At 72.7% G+C, this 16,197-nt stretch carries 15 protein-coding genes; 7 read left to right on the plus strand and 8 right to left on the minus strand.

The genetic code is table 11. From position 1 onward, the window contains the following. The first annotated feature begins 122 nt into the window (after positions 1 to 122). A complete protein-coding gene (locus AB0L21_RS06985) occupies positions 123 to 536 on the plus strand; it encodes a transglycosylase SLT domain-containing protein (protein ID WP_365699323.1) in 414 nt (137 codons plus the stop codon). A gap of 331 nt (positions 537 to 867) precedes the next feature. On the opposite strand, the gene AB0L21_RS06990 is transcribed toward AB0L21_RS06985, so the two are convergent. Beyond that, a complete protein-coding gene (locus tag AB0L21_RS06990; protein ID WP_365782657.1) occupies positions 868 to 2,103 on the minus strand; it encodes a cytochrome P450 in 1,236 nt (411 codons plus the stop codon). Between the two features lie 230 nt (positions 2,104 to 2,333). On the opposite strand from AB0L21_RS06990, the gene AB0L21_RS06995 reads away from it, so the two are divergent. Then, positions 2,334 to 3,503 (plus strand): steroid 3-ketoacyl-CoA thiolase, encoded by a 1,170-nt coding sequence (locus AB0L21_RS06995; protein ID WP_365699326.1) that lies wholly within the window; start codon positions 2,334 to 2,336, stop codon positions 3,501 to 3,503. Here the strand turns inward: AB0L21_RS06995 and AB0L21_RS07000 are convergent. Continuing rightward, positions 3,491 to 5,605, minus strand: a complete 2,115-nt coding sequence (locus AB0L21_RS07000; RefSeq protein WP_365782659.1) for a bifunctional glycosyltransferase 87/phosphatase PAP2 family protein — start codon at positions 5,603 to 5,605, stop codon at positions 3,491 to 3,493. The genes AB0L21_RS06995 and AB0L21_RS07000 overlap by 13 nt on opposite strands. Before the next feature lie 320 nt (positions 5,606 to 5,925). Between AB0L21_RS07000 and proP the strand changes: the two genes are divergently transcribed. Both proP and AB0L21_RS07010 read left to right on the plus strand, forming a co-directional pair. Continuing rightward, on the plus strand, positions 5,926 to 7,308 hold the full coding sequence (gene proP / locus AB0L21_RS07005; protein ID WP_365782661.1) for a glycine betaine/L-proline transporter ProP: 1,383 nt from the start codon (positions 5,926 to 5,928) through the stop codon (positions 7,306 to 7,308). 149 nt (positions 7,309 to 7,457) lie between these two features. Next, positions 7,458 to 8,129 carry an O-methyltransferase gene (locus AB0L21_RS07010; RefSeq protein WP_365782663.1) on the plus strand — a complete coding sequence of 224 codons (672 nt, stop codon included), beginning with the start codon at positions 7,458 to 7,460 and terminating at the stop codon, positions 8,127 to 8,129. A 29-nt stretch (positions 8,130 to 8,158) separates the two neighbouring features. Here the strand turns inward: AB0L21_RS07010 and AB0L21_RS07015 are convergent, their stop codons facing one another. Then, positions 8,159 to 8,551, minus strand: a complete 393-nt coding sequence (locus tag AB0L21_RS07015) for a hypothetical protein (RefSeq protein WP_365782665.1) — start codon at positions 8,549 to 8,551, stop codon at positions 8,159 to 8,161. Positions 8,552 to 8,662: 111 nt separating this feature from the next. On the opposite strand from AB0L21_RS07015, the gene AB0L21_RS07020 reads away from it, so the two are divergent. Next, complete coding sequence (locus AB0L21_RS07020; protein WP_030649369.1) at positions 8,663 to 9,103, plus strand: DUF1992 domain-containing protein; 441 nt, start codon at positions 8,663 to 8,665, stop codon at positions 9,101 to 9,103. Here the strand turns inward: AB0L21_RS07020 and AB0L21_RS07025 are convergent. Both AB0L21_RS07025 and AB0L21_RS07030 read right to left on the minus strand, forming a co-directional pair. Then, positions 9,092 to 10,210, minus strand: coding sequence for a hypothetical protein (locus AB0L21_RS07025; RefSeq protein WP_365782667.1), 1,119 nt, complete (start codon positions 10,208 to 10,210; stop codon positions 9,092 to 9,094). The genes AB0L21_RS07020 and AB0L21_RS07025 overlap by 12 nt on opposite strands. A 5-nt stretch (positions 10,211 to 10,215) precedes the next feature. Beyond that, a complete protein-coding gene (locus AB0L21_RS07030; protein ID WP_365699333.1) occupies positions 10,216 to 10,896 on the minus strand; it encodes a hypothetical protein in 681 nt (226 codons plus the stop codon). A 135-nt stretch (positions 10,897 to 11,031) separates the two neighbouring features. Here AB0L21_RS07030 and AB0L21_RS07035 point away from each other — a divergent pair, with 135 nt between their 5' ends. Further along, complete coding sequence (locus tag AB0L21_RS07035) at positions 11,032 to 11,559, plus strand: GNAT family N-acetyltransferase (RefSeq protein WP_365782669.1); 528 nt, start codon at positions 11,032 to 11,034, stop codon at positions 11,557 to 11,559. Here the strand turns inward: AB0L21_RS07035 and AB0L21_RS07040 are convergent. After that, the gene (locus tag AB0L21_RS07040; protein WP_365699335.1) at positions 11,543 to 13,582 is read right to left on the minus strand and encodes an MDR family MFS transporter; all 2,040 of its coding nucleotides are present in this window, start codon (positions 13,580 to 13,582) and stop codon (positions 11,543 to 11,545) included. The genes AB0L21_RS07035 and AB0L21_RS07040 overlap by 17 nt on opposite strands. Before the next feature lie 130 nt (positions 13,583 to 13,712). Between AB0L21_RS07040 and AB0L21_RS07045 the strand changes: the two genes are divergently transcribed. Next, positions 13,713 to 14,612 (plus strand): peptidoglycan-binding domain-containing protein, encoded by a 900-nt coding sequence (locus AB0L21_RS07045; protein ID WP_365782671.1) that lies wholly within the window; start codon positions 13,713 to 13,715, stop codon positions 14,610 to 14,612. A 45-nt stretch (positions 14,613 to 14,657) separates the two neighbouring features. Here AB0L21_RS07045 and AB0L21_RS07050 read toward each other — a convergent pair whose 3' ends face one another. Both AB0L21_RS07050 and AB0L21_RS07055 read right to left on the minus strand, forming a co-directional pair. Beyond that, on the minus strand, positions 14,658 to 15,326 hold the full coding sequence (locus AB0L21_RS07050) for an HAD family hydrolase (RefSeq protein WP_365782673.1): 669 nt from the start codon (positions 15,324 to 15,326) through the stop codon (positions 14,658 to 14,660). A gap of 186 nt (positions 15,327 to 15,512) precedes the next feature. Further along, positions 15,513 to 16,094 carry a TMEM165/GDT1 family protein gene (locus AB0L21_RS07055; protein WP_365699338.1) on the minus strand — a complete coding sequence of 194 codons (582 nt, stop codon included), beginning with the start codon at positions 16,092 to 16,094 and terminating at the stop codon, positions 15,513 to 15,515. Positions 16,095 to 16,197 lie beyond the last annotated feature (103 nt).

Genomic DNA, 16,197 nt, shown 5'->3' on the forward strand with positions numbered 1-16,197 from the left:
TTCTCTGGACGACGTCGCCAGGCGCCACGAGCCCACCCGGGCCGCGGCGCCGCCGCATGAGGCCACACCGTGTGGTCCTTTCCATGCGGGCGATCCCCCGTCCCCGACGCAAGAGGTTCTCCGTGCCCGTCTCCTTCATCCGCCGCATCGCTTCCCCGAAGAAGGCCCTCACCACCGCCGCCGTGGCCGCCGCCACCGCCGGTATGGCTCTGACCGCGGCGCCCGCCCAGGCCGCCACCACCTCGGCCTCCTCCGCACAGGCGATCGCGCACAAGATGATCCCGGACGCCGCGCAGTTCAACGCGTTCAGCAAGATCGTCGCCCACGAGAGTGGCTGGAACCCCGCCGCCACCAACAGCTCCTCCGGCGCCTACGGCCTGGTCCAGGCCCTGCCGGCCTCGAAGATGTCCTCCGCCGGCGCCGACTGGAAGACCAACCCGGCCACCCAGATCAAGTGGGGCCTCGACTACATGAACTCCCGCTACGGCAGCCCGGTCAAGGCCTGGAACTTCTGGCAGGCCAACGGCTGGTACTGAGCCACCCCGGCCACGAGCCACCGGCCGGCCAGCGCGGCCCGGTCCGACCCGAAGCGGGCGACCGGTCCGACCTCCAGCACCCGCACCCTCGCCCCCCGCCGGGCGAGGGTGCGCGCGCATGTCCGTCCCTGTGCCGCCCGTCGAAGAACCGCCGGAACCCGGCCGCGTCCCCGCCCTGCACCGCCCGGGCCAGCGCCGTCGCCACCTGCCCGCAACCCGGTGACGTACAGGTCCCCGGTGTAGCGCCCCGTCCACCGTGCGCGGCATCCCCCGCGGCTGGCGGCACTGGCGGTGACGGCCTCGGGCCGGGAACGAGGTGCGGCCGATCCCGTCACCCGGCGCTGACGCGGAGTTCCTTGACGCCGTTGATCCACGCCGAACGCAGCCGGCGGGGGCCGTCGGCCAGGTGCAGGTCGGGCATGGCGTCGGCGACGGCGTTGAAGATGAGGTCGATCTCCAGGACGGCGAGGGACTTGCCGAGGCAGTAGTGGGGACCGCCTCCGCCGAAGCCCAGGTGGGGGTTGGGATCGCGGGTGATGTCGAAGGTGTCGGGGTCGGTGAAGACCTCGGGGTCGTGGTTGGCCGAGGCGTAGAACAGGCCGACCCGGTCGCCCTTTCTGATCAGTACGCCGCCCAGCTCCGTGTCCTGCGTCGCCGTCCGCTGGAAGGAGTTGACCGGAGTGGCCCAGCGGACGATCTCCTCGGCCGTGGTGGACGGGCGCTCGCGCCGGAAGAGGTCCCACTGCCCGGGGTGGGTGAGGAAGGCGTGCATGCCGTGGGTGATGGCGTTGCGGGTGGTCTCGTTGCCGGCCACCGCCAGCATCAGCACGAAGAAGCCGAACTCGTCGGAGTTCAGGTTGCCTTGGTCCTCCGCCGCCACCAGGGTCGTCACGATGTCGTGCGCCGGGCACCGCTTGCGCTCGGCGGCCATGTTCATGGCGTAGGAGATGATCTCGGCGGCCGACTGCGCGCCGACCTCTTCGGTGATCGCGTACTCGGGGTCGTCGTAGGCGATCATCTTGTTGGACCAGTCGAAGATCTTGGACCGGTCCTGCTGCGGGACGCCGATCAGTTCGGCGATGGCCTGGAGCGGCAGTTCGCAGGCGACCTCGGTGACGAAGTCGAAGGGCCCGGAGCGGGCGCGGGCGGCGGCGACGATCGCCTCGGCGCGGGCACGCAGCCGGTCCTCCAGCGCGCGGATGGAGCGTGGCGTGAACCCGCGCTGCACTATCTGGCGCACCCGCGTATGTTCCGGGGGATCCATGTTGAGCAGGATCAGCCGCTGCGCGTCGATCGTCTCGCGCTGGATGTGCTCGTTGAAGCGGATGATCGCGGTGTTGAGGGAGGAGGAGAAGAGTTCCGGGTGCGTGGAGACGTACTTGACGTCGGCATGCCGGGTCACCGCCCAGTAGCCGGTGTCGGCGAAGCCCGCGATGCCGCGTTGCTGCGGGATCCAGCGGACCGGCTCGGTACGGCGCAGCTCGGCGAACTCGGGAAGGGGCACACGGTGGTGCAGCAGATCGGGGTCGGTGAGGTCGAACCCGTCGGGCAGCGCTGGACAGGGCATCGGCGACTCCAGCCATCTGACGGTCCATCAGCGGGTGCCGCGAAGGTAGTAACGGGTTCTACAAGTCGCAAGAGGTACGGCATCCCGAATCGGTGGGGAAGTCGTACGGATCCCGCCCTCGACACCTGCAAGACCCTTGCGGTGACGGTCGTCACGTCAGCAGACTGCTGACCGGAACTAGAACGCGTACTAGTTCTGGAGGAGAGCCCTCTCGGAGAGGACCCGCACCCATGGCCGCCGAACCCGTGATCGTCGAAGCCGTCCGCACCCCGATCGGCAAGCGCGGCGGCGCGCTCGCCAACCTGCACCCCGCCTACCTCCTGGGCGAGACCTACCGTGAACTCCTCGGCCGCACCGGCATCCCCGCCGACGCCGTCGAGCAGATCGTCGGCGGCACGGTGACCCACGCCGGCGAGCAGTCCATGAACCCCGCGCGCACGGCCTGGCTGACCATGGGGCTGCCGTACGAGACGGCAGCCACGACCGTCGACTGCCAGTGCGGGTCCTCGCAGCAGGCCTCCCACATGGTGGCCAACATGGTCGCGGCGGGCGTGATCGACGTCGGGATCAGCTGCGGTGTCGAGGCGATGTCCCGCGTGCCGCTGGGCTCCGGCTCCAGGCACGGCCCGGGCAAGCCCTTCCCCGACGAGTGGAACGTCGACCTCCCCAACCAGTTCGAGGCCGCCGAACGCATCGCCCGGCACCGCGGCCTGACACGCGAGAACGTCGACGCGCTCGGCCTCCGCTCCCAGGAACGGGCGGCCCTCGCCTGGGCGGAGGAACGTTTCAAGCGGGAGACCTTCGCCGTGCAGGTGCCCACGACGGAGGAGGAGCAGTACGCCGGACAGGGCATGTGGCGCCTGGTCGACAAGGACGAGGGGCTGCGCGACACCTCCCCGGAGGCGCTGGCGGGCCTGAAGCCGGTGATGCCGAAGGCCGTGCACACGGCCGGCAACTCCTCCCAGATCTCCGACGGCGCGGCGGCGATCATGTGGGCGTCCAAACGGATGGCTCGCGCCCTGAAGCTGAAGCCGAGGGCGAGGATCGTCGCCCAGGCCCTCGTGGGCGCCGACCCGCACTTCCACCTGGACGGCCCGATCGACGCGACGCGCGCGGTGCTGGGCAAGGCGGGCATGTCCCTGAAGGACATCGACCTCGTGGAGATCAACGAGGCCTTCGCCTCCGTCGTACTGAGCTGGACCCAGGTCTTCGACCAGACCCTCGAGAAGGTCAACGTGAACGGCGGCGCGATCGCCCTCGGCCACCCGGTCGGCGCGACGGGCGCCCGCCTGATCACGACGGCCCTGCACGAACTGGAACGCGCCGACAAGGAGTTCGCCCTGATCACGATGTGCGCGGGGGGCGGCTTGGCAACGGGGACGATCATTCAGCGGCTGTAGGCCCGGGACGCCGCCCGGCGCTGAAACGGTTGCTGTCGGGCCGCCCGCTTCCCCGCCACGGGGCCGGTGATCGGCGGATTTGGGCCACTCTTACCGGCCCTACCTCCACCGGACCTGCCCCGCTTGTTGGCCCGAATCCGCCAATCACCGGCCAAGCCCAGGGCCCGCGGGCCCTGGAAGGCGTACGACAGGCCGAAGCCGGCGCCGACCACGACCGCGCCGCCGACCGCGTCGAGGACCCAGTGGTTGCCGGTGGCGACGATGGCCGAGACGGTGAAGAGGGGGTGCAGGAGGCCCAGCGCCTTCATCCACCGCTTCGGGGCGATCACCGCGATCACCACGCCGCACCACAGGGACCAGCCGAAGTGCAGTGACGGCATCGCCGCGTACTGGTTGGTGAGGGCGGTCAGGGTGCCGTAGTCCGGCTTGGAGAAGTCCTGGACGCCGTGGACGGTGTCGATGATGCCGAGCGTGGGCACCAGGCGCGGCGGGGCCAGCCGGAAGAGCCAGAAGCCGATCAGGGCGAGCAGCGTGGCGAAGCCGAGGGACGCGCGGGCCCAGCGGTAGTCGGCCGGGCGGCGCCAGTACAGGACGCCGAGGACGGTCAGCGGGACGACGAAGTGGAAGGACTCGTAGTAGAAGTCGAAGAAGTCCCGCAGCCAGTCGATCTTCACCACGGCGTGGTTGACCGCGTGCTCGATGTCGATGTGGAGGAAGCGTTCGGCGTCGAGGACCAGGTGGCCGTGCTGCTCGGCCGTGGCCCGCCCCGCGGAGTTGCTGCCTCCGGTCGCCGCCAGCCGTACGTGCTGGTAGGCCGCGTACGTGACGCGGAGAAGGAGCAGTTCCAGGAGGAGGTTCGGGCGGGTGAGGACCCGGCGGAGGAAGGGCAGGAGGGGGACGCGGCGGAAGCGGACCGGGGGCTGTGGGGCGTACTGCGTCGGTATCGGGGTCTGGTAGTACGGCGACGTGCGGGACACGAAGGGCACGGCTGTGGCGGCGGCCAGGGCCGCGAGCAGGACCAGGTTGTCCCGCAGCGGGTACACCACCGGCATGTCCGGCAGCATCGTCTTCGCCGGGAGCGTGGTGACGAGGACGACCGCGACCGGCCAGAGGTAACGGTCGGAGGCCCGTTTGCCGACCCGGCCGACCACCGCGAGCAGCACCCACAGCAGCTGGTGCTGCCAGGTGGTCGGGGAGACGGCGACGGCGGCGCAGCCGGTGACGGCGACGGCGAGGAGGAGCTGGCCGTCGTGGGCGTGGCGGACGGCGCGGCGCAGGGCGAGGGCGGCGACGCCGGCGCCGAGGAGGAGGAAGAGCGCGATCTCCGAGGGGCCGGTCAGGCCGAGGCGGAGCAGGGCGCCGTGCAGGGACTGGTTGGCGAGGGCGTCGGTTTCGCCGCCGAGGCCGGCGCCGGCCATGTGGTGCACCCAGTAGGTGTGGGAGTCGTGCGGCAGCGCGGCCCAGGCGAGCGCGGTGCAGGCGGCGAAGGTGCCGGCCGTGGTGAGGGCGGCCCGGCGCCGGCCGGTGAACCACAGCAGCGGAGCGAAGAGCAGGACGGTCGGCTGGAGGGCGGCGGCCAGGCCTGTGCACAGACCGCTCGCGCGTTCCCCGCGTACGGTGAAGCAGCCGAGGAGGACGAGCAGGACCGGGAGCCACAGGGTGGTGCGGACGGGCAGCGACAGCATGAGCAGGCTGATGGCGACCGGCGCTGCCAGCAGTGAGGTGCGCCGGCTCATCGGCTGGGGCAGCGCGCGGGCGGCGACCAGGCCGAGGGCGACGACGAGCAGCAGGGTGCCGAAGGTCCAGCCCCGGCCGAGCGCGGCCTCGGCCGACTTGAGGACCAAGCCGCCGAAGGGGGTGCCGGTGAACCGCGTCGAGTCGTAGATCGAGCCGTTCACGTGGAGGACGCCTTCGGGGCCGACCCAGGTCTCCGGGTCGGTGAGCCGTTCGCCGCTGGGGGTGGTCAGGACGAGGGTCATCTGCCGTGCGGCGAGGATCGCGGCCACCGCCCACAGCGCGAGCCGGGTGGCGTGCAGCCGGGCCCCGACCGCCGCTCTTCCGAAGACGTCCGCCGGTCGCCCGCTGTGCTCCACGTTCGCCACGCCTCGTCGGCCTCCCGCCCCGGCGTCCCTGCCGCCGGTGCGCGCCGGGTTCCCCTCCGCGCTCCTTCTGAGACTCGCAGCCCCCGGCAAGGGCCGGTTGCGCGTCGGGGGAGCGAGAAGGGTCACAGCGAGCTGCTGGTACGGCACTGTGTGAGGGGGCAGACGTGCCTGCGTATCCGCCCTTTGGCTGCACTGTGCATCGATACGCGTGCAGGACGTAAGCGGCGGAACTCCGCCTATGGTCGATTTTCGGCCCGTCGTACGTCACCGTCGCCGTCCGGGTCCGTCCCTGTCCCCGTCGAAAGGTAGGCGAGCCCGTTTTGGCGACCGCCACAGCCGTCACCCCGCCCCTCACGTCGCGGCGCGCCGCCGAGGCCCGTACCGCCCGCGACGTCACCGTCACCGACCCCGCGCTGGTCAGGCGCGCCGTGAAGGCGGCGGCGCTCGGCAACGCGATGGAGTGGTTCGACTTCGGTGTCTACAGCTACATCGCCGTCACCCTGGGCAAGGTCTTCTTCCCGTCCGGCAACCCGACCGCGCAGTTGCTGTCGACGTTCGGCGCCTTCGCGGCGGCCTTCCTGGTCCGCCCGCTCGGCGGCATGGTCTTCGGCCCGCTGGGCGACCGCGTGGGCCGGCAGAAGGTCCTCGCGGTCACGATGATCATGATGGCGGTGGGTACGTTCGCGATCGGCCTGATCCCGTCGTACGCGACGATCGGCGTCGGCGCGCCGCTCCTGCTGCTCGCCGCCCGTCTGGTGCAGGGCTTCTCCACCGGCGGTGAGTACGCGGGCGCGACGACGTTCATCGCCGAGTACGCGCCGGACAAGAAGCGGGGCTTTCTCGGCAGCTGGCTGGAGTTCGGCACGCTCGCCGGCTACATCGGCGGCGCGGGCCTGGTCACGCTGATGACGGCCCTGCTGTCCTCGGACGACCTCACCTCGTGGGGCTGGCGCATCCCGTTCCTGATCGCGGGCCCGATGGGCATCATCGGCCTGTATCTGCGGATGCGGCTGGAGGAGACCCCGGCGTTCGCGGCGGAGGTCGAGAAGGCGGAGGCGGCCCGGCCGAAGGTGCCGCTGCGCGAGATGATCACCGGCCAGTGGAAGTCCCTGCTGCTGTGCATGGGCCTGGTCCTGGTCTTCAACGTCACCGACTACATGCTGCTGTCGTACATGCCGAGCTACCTCACCAGTGAGCTGAAGTACGACGAGACGCACGGGCTGCTGGTCGTGCTCGGTGTGATGGCCCTGATGATGATCGTCCAGCCGTTCGTGGGCGCGCTGACCGACCGGGTCGGCCGACGGCCGGTGATCGCGGCGGGCTGCGCGGGCTTCCTGTTCCTGTCCGTACCGGCCCTGCTGCTGATCCGCGACGGCAGCCTGCTGGCCGTGGGGCTGGGCATGGGCGCGCTGGGTCTGCTCCTGGTGTGCTTCACGGCGGCCATGCCGGCGGCGCTTCCCGCTCTGTTCCCGACACGCGTGCGGTACGGGTCCCTGTCGATCGGGTTCAACGTGTCCGTGTCGCTGTTCGGCGGTACGACTCCGCTGGTCGTGACCGCGCTGATCGGGGCGACCGGGAACATGATGATGCCCGCGTACTACATGATGGCCGCGGCTGTCGTGGGCGGTGTCGCGGTGTGGCGGATGTCGGAGTCCGCGGGGCGGCCGCTGCCGGGTTCCGCGCCGGCGGTGGAGCGCGGCTGAGCCCGTACGGGCACGGGCCGTCTCCCGGGTGCGGCTGGGTCGTGGCCGGCCGGGCGGTTCCCGCGCCATGGCCCGCGGGCAGTCGTACCCATCCGCGCCCTCCGGCTGCGATCATCGAGGGAGGACACTCGGGAAAGGCAGCTGGCGCTATGAGCGGGTCGCAGGTCTGGGACGACGTAGACGACTACTTGATCAACACGCTCTCACCGGACGACGAGGTGCTGCGCGCGGCCCTGCGGGACAGTGATGCCGCCGGGCTGCCCGCCATCGCCGTCACGGCGGCGCAGGGCAAGTTCCTCCAGTTGCTCGCCGGGCTGCAGGGGGCCCGCCACATCCTGGAGATCGGCACGCTCGCCGGGTACAGCACGATCTGGCTGGCGCGCGCGCTGCCCGAGGACGGCAGGCTGATCTCGCTGGAGTACAGCGCCAAGCACGCGGAGGTGGCCGTCCGGAACATCGCCCGGGCGGGCCTGGACCGGATCGCGGAGGTGCGGGTGGGCCCGGCGCTGGAGTCGCTGCCCAAGCTCGCCGACGAGAACCCGGCCCCCTTCGATCTGGTGTTCATCGACGCGGACAAGGCCAACAACCCGCACTACGTGGAGTGGGCGCTGCGGCTCACCCGCGCGGGCAGCCTGATCGTCCTGGACAACGTGGTGCGCGGTGGCCGGGTGGCCGACGCGAGCAGCACCGAGCCGGACGTGGTCGGTACCCGTGCCGCGCTCGAACTGATCGCCAGCCACCCCCGGTTGACCGGTACGGCGATCCAGACGGTCGGCAGCAAGGGGTACGACGGGTTCGCGCTGGCCCGGGTGCTCGGCTGAGGCCGCCCCGGCTCGGAGATCGTGTCGGCTCAGAGTTCGTGGTAGAAGCCGACGTTGACACTGCGCGGCGCGGTGCGGTCCTGGATGACGATCTCGCCGGATCCGCCGTGCGGCAGCGGGACGGTCGCGCCGTAGGCCACGGGCCGCGCGTACTGCCCGACGGTGAGCCGGACCTCGGAGGCCGGGTCGGGCTGGGAGCCGCGCAGCCAGGTCAGCTGCCAGGCCCCGTCCTGGCCGCACAGGAACTCCAGGTGGACGCGGGAGACGAACAGCCAGTCGTCGGGGGTGACCAGCCGGCACATCGCCCCGTCCCGGCCGATCCGCAGCACCGCGCCGGGCTCGCTGGGCGCCTCGGCCATCGTCATGCCGGCGGTGGCGCCCGCGTCCGCCCCGGAGACGGTGGCCATGGTGAGTTCGAGCACGAGGTTCCCCCTGAGACGTCCTGTGCGGTGGCTTGGTCGCGGCGGGCGGGGTGCCGTACCGCCGCCGCATGATAAAACGCCCGGCGTGGTCGCGTCCGGCACAATGGGTTCATGACCGAGCGAAAGCCACCGGGGGTCCCGTTCGAGTCCTGGGTGGACAAGCAGATCCGCGACGCGCAGGGGCGCGGGGAGTTCGACCGGTTGCCGGGTGCGGGGGCGCCGCTGCCCACGGAGGTGGACTCCACGTACGACGAACTGTGGTGGGTCAAGCGGAAGTTGGTCCGTGAGGGGCTGGCGGTCCTGCCGCCCGCGCTGGCGCTGCGCAAGGAGGCGGAGGACGCGCTGGAGGCGGCGTACGCGGCGCCCTCGGAGCGGATCGCCCGGAAGATCATCGAGGACGTCAACGTCCGGATCAAGGACATGATGTTCAAGCCGCCGCCCGGTCCGCCGCTGGGGAAGAAGCCGTACGACGTCGAGGAGGTCGTACGCGAATGGCGGCAGCGCAGGGCTGCCGCCAGGGGTGACGGGGGCGTGGCGGGCTCAGCCGTGTAGCAGCCGCCCGGCCAGCTCCCGGTAGTCGCGCAGGGCGAGTCGCAGTTGCTCGGTGTCGGTCTCGGCGGCGGGGCCGCGTCCCTCGGTGCCCTCCCAGGACGTCCGCAGGGTACGGCGGCGGCGCGTGACGGCCTCGGTGAACCGCGCGGCGATCTCCTCCACCGTGCGGTCGGCCTGCTCGACGGCCTGCCTGGGCTCGTCCACGAACCCGGCGGCCACCTCCCGCAGCCGCCGTTCCCACTGCTCGGTCTCCTCGTGCGGCAGCAGCGGGGCGCCGGTGGCGCTGGGGCCGGGTGCGGCGGGGCTGTCCGGCGCGGTCGGCCAGGTGTCCGCCGCCCGCGCCTCGGTCATCCGGGCCTCGCGCCCGCTGACCTCGCCGACGGACGGTGCCCCGAGCCCGTTGTCCGGCATCAGGCCTTCCTCCTCCCCGGCCCGCTCGGGACCACCTGCGTCTCCGCTCCGTCCGCTGTACGTCTCCGAGGCTCGCCCCTGCGTGCCGGGTGTCCCGGGTCCCAGCTCCTCCGTGCCGGGCCGCAGCCCCTCGGAGCCGTGGCGCGGGTCGTACTCCCGGGATCCGGGTCCCGTGGCGTCTCCGGGCCTTCCGGGCGTCGCGCCCGGGCCGGGCCCGTTGTCCCCGGACACGCCGGAGGCGGGGCCCGGGGCCGGCTCGACGTCCTCGGACGTTCCCCCGGGCATGCCCGCCGGGCCCGGGGGCGGCTGCGGCGTGTCCTCCGGGGTGCGGTCGTCGCCGGTCAGCCCTTCCCGGCCGGGACCGGCCGAGCCCGGCAGCCGACCGCTCCTGCCTTCGCCCGGGGGCCTGCCGCCGGCGCTTCCCTCCGGAACCCGGCCGGTCGCGTCGGCGCCCCGGAGCCAGCCGGTCGCACCCTCAGCCGGCGGCCGGCCGCCTCCGCTCTCGCGTGCTCCGGGTTCGCCGGGCAGGCGTTCCTCCCGGAGGGGCCTTCTCGGGGTCCGGCGGCCGGGAGCCGCGTCGCCCGGTGCCCACTCGTCTCTCTGTTCCGACTCCTGCTCCGGCGTCCACTCGTCCCCGCGCGAGAGTCGTTCCGGGCGGCGCCGGTCGCCGCCCGAGCCGCTCGTCCTGTCCGTCATGGCGTTCAGCTCTCCTTCGGTCGGCTCCGGTGCAGAGCCCACGGTGTGTGGGAGCGGGCGTGGGAGCGGGTCGCGGCGGGAGACGTCGAGCGGCCCGTGCCGGCGTGGGCCCGGTGCCGGCCGGGTTCGGCGCTGGTCAGGTCCTCGAAGAGGGCCCGGGCGCCGAGCAGCGCCGACCGCAGCTCCTCGGTTCCCGCGCCGGTCCCGTCCGATCCGGCGCCGGCGGCCGCGCGGGCCACCCGGTGCACCTGCCGGTAGCCGTCGACGTGGTCGGCGTGGTGCACGGACAGTGCGGCGAGCTGTTCCTCGTACCGCCCGCCGTCGGGGTAGCCGCGTGCGGCGGCGAGTTCTCCGATGAGGAGGTCGGCTTCGGCCACCGCCTGCCGGGGCGAGTCGACGAAGTGTTCCTGCACGGCCGTCCAGCGGTCCGCGTACCGCTGCCGCTCGGCGCCGTCCAGCGGCCGTTCCCGCAGGTCACCGTGGCGTTCGAGGCGCTCGGTCAGTTCCCGTTCGGCGGCCTTGGTGTCCCCGTCGTGCAGGGCCACGGTCCGCTCGTACTCGGGCCCGAAGCGCCGCTTCAGGCTGGGGCCGCCGCGCCGGGTGCGGCCCCGCACGGTCAGGGCGGCGGCGCCGAGGACCACGACCGCCGCGATCACGATCAACAGAATGATCAGGCCTGTGGACATGGTTGCCTTCCGATCGGACCGGCCCCGCTGGCCGGTTCTCCCTTCGGGTGACCCGGAAGTTCGCCCACAAACGGCTCCCCGCCCGGGTCGGGCCCGCCATATCCGGTTGCGGAGGGGGCGGGGCGGGTCCCGACAATGGCCGGCATGACGTGGACGATCGCTCCGGAACCGTACGGCTCCCCGGCCGCCGCCGCGCTGTGGCGGGCGTACTACACGGAGGTCAGCGACCGCTGGTACCTGCTGCACGAGGGGCACCGCACCGACGCGGAGGAGCTGGAGCGGGAGGTCGCCGCCCGCAGCGGTGCCGAACTCGCGCCGCCGCGCGGGCAGTTGCTCGTCGGGCGGTACGACGGCATGCCGGCCGGTTCGGCGGGCGTACGGCTGCTGGACCCGGACACGGCCGAGCTGACCCGGGTGTTCGTGCTGCCGGAGCTGCGCGGCCGGGGCGGGGCCCCGCTCCTCGTGGCCGCCGCCGAGGAGGCCGCCCGTGCTCTCGGCGCCCGGCGGATCGTCCTCGACACCCGTGGCGACCTGGTCGAGGCCCGCGCCCTGTACGCCCGCCTCGGCTACACGGAGACCGCCCCGCACAACACCGACCCGTACGCCGAACACTGGTTCCGCAAGGAGCTGCTGCCGGCGCGGGCCGTCAACCGGTCTTTGTGACCGTGCCGTTGTGCGGGCGTTCGCGTTCGGCGCCGCACAGTTCGCCGGTGAGGTCGCGGACCAGCCGGGTGAGGTCGGTCGAGCGGCCGGGCTGCCACCAGTCGCCGAGCAGTTCGGCCAGGGACTCCTCGCGGGCCGTGGCGAGCCGTTCGGCGACCTCGCGGCCGGCGTCGGTCAGCACCAGGTCCAGGCCCCGGCGCTCGGCGAGCCGCCGTTCCTCGACCTGGCGGGCGGCGGCCATGACGGCCTGGAGCGGGACCGGGCTGCGCTCGGCCAGCACCGCCGGCTCCACGGAGCCGTAGCGGCGGATGCGCAGCAGCATCCAGCTGGCGGCGGGCAGCAGGTCGTATCCGGCCCGTTCGGTGATCTTCTGGTAGATCTCGCGGCGGCCCTCCCGGGTGCCGAGGACGGACAGGGCGCGGCACACCTCGTCGTAGGAGGAGCGCTGGACCGGGTTGGGCGGGATGGTCTCGGAGACGTCGGGCGCGGTGACCGAGCCGCGCAGCCGGTCCTCCTTCAGGAGCCAGGCGAGCAGGAAGCCGAGGAGGGCGACGGGTGCGGCGTAGAGGAAGACGTCGGTGATGGCGGACGCGTACGCGTGCAGGGCGGCCGGGCGCAGCGGGGGCGGCAGGGCGGCGATGCCCCGGGGGTCGGCCTTCAGCGCGTCGGGGGTGGCGCCGGGCGGCAGGCGCACGCCCCGGAAGGCGTCGGTGAGCTTGTCGCCGAGGCGGCTCGCGAAGACCGTGCCGAAGATGGCCACGCCGAAGGAGGCGCCGATGGAGCGGAAGAAGGTGGCGCCGGAGGTGGCGACGCCGAGGTCCTCGTAGGAGACGGCGTTCTGCACGATGAGCACCAGGACCTGCATGACGAGGCCGAGGCCGGCACCGAAGACGAAGAAGCAGACGCTCATCACGGCGGTCGGGCTGTGTTCGTCGAGCCGGTGCAGGAGCAGCAGGCCGAGGGTGGTGACGGCGGTGCCGGCGATCGGGAACACCTTCCAGCGGCCGGTGCGGCTGACGATCTGTCCGGAGAGGGTGGACGACAGCAGCAGGCCGAACACCATCGGCAGCATGTGGATGCCGGACAGGGTCGGGGAGACGCCGTGGACGACCTGGAGGAAGGTCGGCAGATAGGTCAGCGCGCCGAACATGGCGAAGCCGACGATGAAGCTGATGACGGCGGCCAGGGTGAAGGTGCGGATGCGGAACAGCTTGAGCGGCAGGACCGGTTCGGCGGCCCGGCGCTCGGCGGCGACGAACGCGACGGCGAGGACGACGCCCAGCACGGCGAGCCCGATGATCTGCGCGGAGGCCCAGGGCCAGGTGGTGCCGCCGAGGGAGGCGACCAGCACCAGGCAGGTGGCGACGGCGGCGATCAGGAAGGTCCCCAGGTAGTCGATGACGTGGTGGGCGGTGCGGCGCGGGATGCGCAGGGCGGCGGCGATCACGGCGAGCGCGATCACGCCGATGGGCAGGTTGACGTAGAACACCCAGCGCCAGCTGAGGTGTTCGGTGAACAGCCCGCCGAGCAGCGGCCCGAGCACGCTGGTCGTGCCGAAGACGGCGCCGAACAGGCCCTGGTAGCGCCCGCGTTCGCGTGGCGGCACGAGGTCGCCGACGATCGCCATGGACAGCACCAGCAGCCCGCCGCCGCCCAGGCCCTGCAGCGCCCGGAAGGCGATGAGCTGGGGCATGTCCCGCGCCATGCCGCACAGCGCGGACCCGATCAGGAAGATCACGATGGCCGTCTGGAACAGTCGCTTGCGGCCGTACTGGTCGCCGAGCTTGCCCCACAGCGGGGTGGCGGCGGTGGAGGCCAGCAGATAGGCGGTGACGACCCAGGAGAGGTGCTCCAGGCCGCCGAGGTCGCTCACGATCGTCGGCAGCGCGGTCGACACGATGGTCTGGTCGAGCGCGGCGAGCAGGAGCCCGAGCAGCAGCGCGCCGATCGGCACCAGCACGCTGCCCGGAACGTGTTCGCCGCTGTTCACGTCCTTCGCCGTGCCGTGCGTGTCCAGGGCCATGGAGACCTCCCGGGGCTCGGGTGCACCTCTTCCATCGTGATCGGTGTCACCGCTTATGGCCTGTCGAGTCCTGCGGATGTGGAGAGAATCCGCATAATCTCTGAAGTTCCCGAGGGGAGGGGACACACGCGTGACGGGAGAGCGGGGCAGCACGTGCCCGGAGTGCGGGACGCCGAGGGGGCCGGACAACACGCCGTCGTGCGACTGCACGGCGCGCGCGTCCGAGGCGCTGCGCGAGACCCGTACGGCCGAGGCGGCAGCGGCGGAGGACTTCGACCCGCTGCGGATACGGCCGTACGTGGAGATGCGGCCGGCCCCGGAGGAGCCCCGGCCCGCGCCACCCGCCGAGACCGCACCGCCACCGCGTCCTCGGGCGCCGGCGCCGCTCGGCCCGGCGGCGGAGCCGGACGCGCCGACGGCTGAAGCCGATGCCGGCCCGCTCCGGCGCCGCTCCCGTCGTACGGTGCTGCTGGCCGCCGGGGGCGCGGGGGTGGCCGTCGTCGCGGTGGCCGGTTCCGCGCTGTTCTCGTACCAGGCGCCGGCCCGGGACCGGGCGGCTCAGGAGGTCAGGGCGAGCATTCCGGAGACGACGCCCCGGGCACCGTCCTCGGCGACGGCAGCGGCGCCCCCGGTCACCCCCCGTCCACCGCTCCCCTCCCCCTCGGCGACGGCCGACCCGAGCCCGTCGCAGGGCTCAGTCCCGCCGTCCCCGGCGCCCACGGCCTCCGCGAGCGCTTCCCACGCCGTCGCCTCACCGACCCCGTCCACGACACCTTCGGGCACCCCGCGCACCACGCCCGCTGCGGCACCGGTCCTGCGACGCGGTGACACGGGCCCGGAGGTCACCGAGCTGCAGCAGCGCCTGCGCCGGCTGAACCTCTACGGCGACCGGATCGACGGCACCTTCACCCGCCCGGTCGAGGACGCGGTGCGCAACTACCAGCTGGCCCGGGGCATCAGGGGCGACGACCTGGGAACGTACGGCCCGGCGACGCGCAGAAGCCTGGAGTCGGAAACGACGGAGCCGTAGCCCGGTCCGCGCACCCGCACCCGGCCACGCGTCCGGAACCCGGCGTCAGCCGATGTGCAGCCGCATCCCGCCGCCGGCCACCGCCTCGACCCGCACCTGCGTAAGGTCCCGCACCACCACGTCCGGCTCATGGAACACCGCACGCGGCCCGACCCCCACGACCCGCATCCCCGCGGAGCGCCCCGCCGCGATCCCCGCGCCGGAGTCCTCGAAGACGATGCAGTCGGCCGGGTCGACGCCCAGTTCGGCGGCGCCCTTCAGAAAGCCCTCGGGGTCCGGCTTGCTCGCGCCGACCGACTCGGCGGTGATGCGGACGGCCGGCCGGGGCAGTCCGGCGGCGTTCATGCGGGCGGTGGACAGGGCGACGTCGGCGGAGGTCACCAGGGCGTGCGGAAGCCCCTCCAGCGAGGAGAGGAAGGTACGCGCGCCGGGGATCTCGATCACGCCGTCGGTGTCGGCGGTCTCCTCGGCGAGCATGCGGGCGTTGTCGGCCAGGTTCTGCTCGACCGGCCGGCCGGGGAGGAGGACGGCCATGGAGGCGTGGCCCTGGCGGCCGTGCACGACCTTCATCACCTCGTCGCCGTCCAGCCCGTGCCGCTCGGCCCAGCGCCGCCAGACGCGCTCGACCACGGCGTCCGAGTTGACGAGGGTGCCGTCCATGTCGAGCAGGAGGGCGCGGGCGGTGAGGACGGTGGGCGTGGCGGTGGCCGGCATCGGCAGCTCCAGGAAGGAAAAGACCCCGTGTCGGGCGGGACGTCGGGTGGGACAAGGCGGCCCCGCCCGCCGGTCAGGGAAAACGGGCGGGGGCCACTTTGTTCCTCCACGGTACAAAACCTGCCGGGTTCCCGCCACCACCCCCGGCGTTCAGCCCGGTCCGGCCGCACAGCCGGGCCGTCCCGGTCAGCCGCTCACGGCCTCCCACAGGCTCCACACACCGAGCGCCAGCATCAGCAGCGCCGCGATCTGCGTGATCAGCCGCAGTGGCACCCGCTTCATCAGGGCCTTTCCGCCGACGATGCCGAGTCCGGCGACGGCCCACAGGCCCAGCACCGCGCCGAGGCCGACGGAGATCGGGTCGTCGTAGCGGGCGGCCAGGTTGGCGGTCATGATCTGGGTGAGATCGCCGAACTCGGCGACCAGGATGAGCATGAAGCCGGTCCCCGCGACCTTCCAGAACGACTGGTCGGCGGGCTTCTTGACCTCTTCCTCCTCCTCACTCCTCTTCAGCAGGAGCATCGCGGCCCCGCCGAGGAAGAGGACGCCGGTGAGGGCGTGCACGATCTGCCGCGGCAGCAGGGTCAGGACGCTGCCGGCCGCGACGGCGAGCACGACGTGCAGCAGGAAGGCGGCGGCGACGCCCGCGAAGACGTACGAGGCGCGGTAGCGGGTGCCGAGGACGAGGCCGGCGAGCGCGGTCTTGTCCGGCAGTTCGGCGAGGAAGATGACGCCGAAGACGAGCGCCGTCACGGTGATGCTGATCAAGGTTCCTCAATCGGTCGGGCTGCCCCGCCGAGAGTGCGGTACGTCACGCGATGACACCTCGGCACGGCAGCACACTCGGTGCCCGCGCCGGAGGGCACGGGCG

The organism is Streptomyces sp. NPDC052721, assembly GCF_040678315.1.
Classification (GTDB): Bacteria; Actinomycetota; Actinomycetes; order Streptomycetales; family Streptomycetaceae; genus Streptomyces.

Coding starts and splice junctions, on each gene's coding strand:
- AB0L21_RS06990 (WP_365782657.1), bottom strand. CDS start 2,103: ATGCCCTGTCCAGCGCTGCCCGACGGGTTCGACCTCACCGACCCCGAT.
- AB0L21_RS06995 (WP_365699326.1), top strand. CDS start 2,334: ATGGCCGCCGAACCCGTGATCGTCGAAGCCGTCCGCACCCCGATCGGC.
- AB0L21_RS07010 (WP_365782663.1), top strand. CDS start 7,458: ATGAGCGGGTCGCAGGTCTGGGACGACGTAGACGACTACTTGATCAAC.
- AB0L21_RS07020 (WP_030649369.1), top strand. CDS start 8,663: ATGACCGAGCGAAAGCCACCGGGGGTCCCGTTCGAGTCCTGGGTGGAC.
- AB0L21_RS07025 (WP_365782667.1), bottom strand. CDS start 10,210: ATGACGGACAGGACGAGCGGCTCGGGCGGCGACCGGCGCCGCCCGGAA.
- AB0L21_RS07030 (WP_365699333.1), bottom strand. CDS start 10,896: ATGTCCACAGGCCTGATCATTCTGTTGATCGTGATCGCGGCGGTCGTG.
- AB0L21_RS07035 (WP_365782669.1), top strand. CDS start 11,032: ATGGCCGGCATGACGTGGACGATCGCTCCGGAACCGTACGGCTCCCCG.
- AB0L21_RS07040 (WP_365699335.1), bottom strand. CDS start 13,582: ATGGCCCTGGACACGCACGGCACGGCGAAGGACGTGAACAGCGGCGAA.
- AB0L21_RS07050 (WP_365782673.1), bottom strand. CDS start 15,326: ATGCCGGCCACCGCCACGCCCACCGTCCTCACCGCCCGCGCCCTCCTG.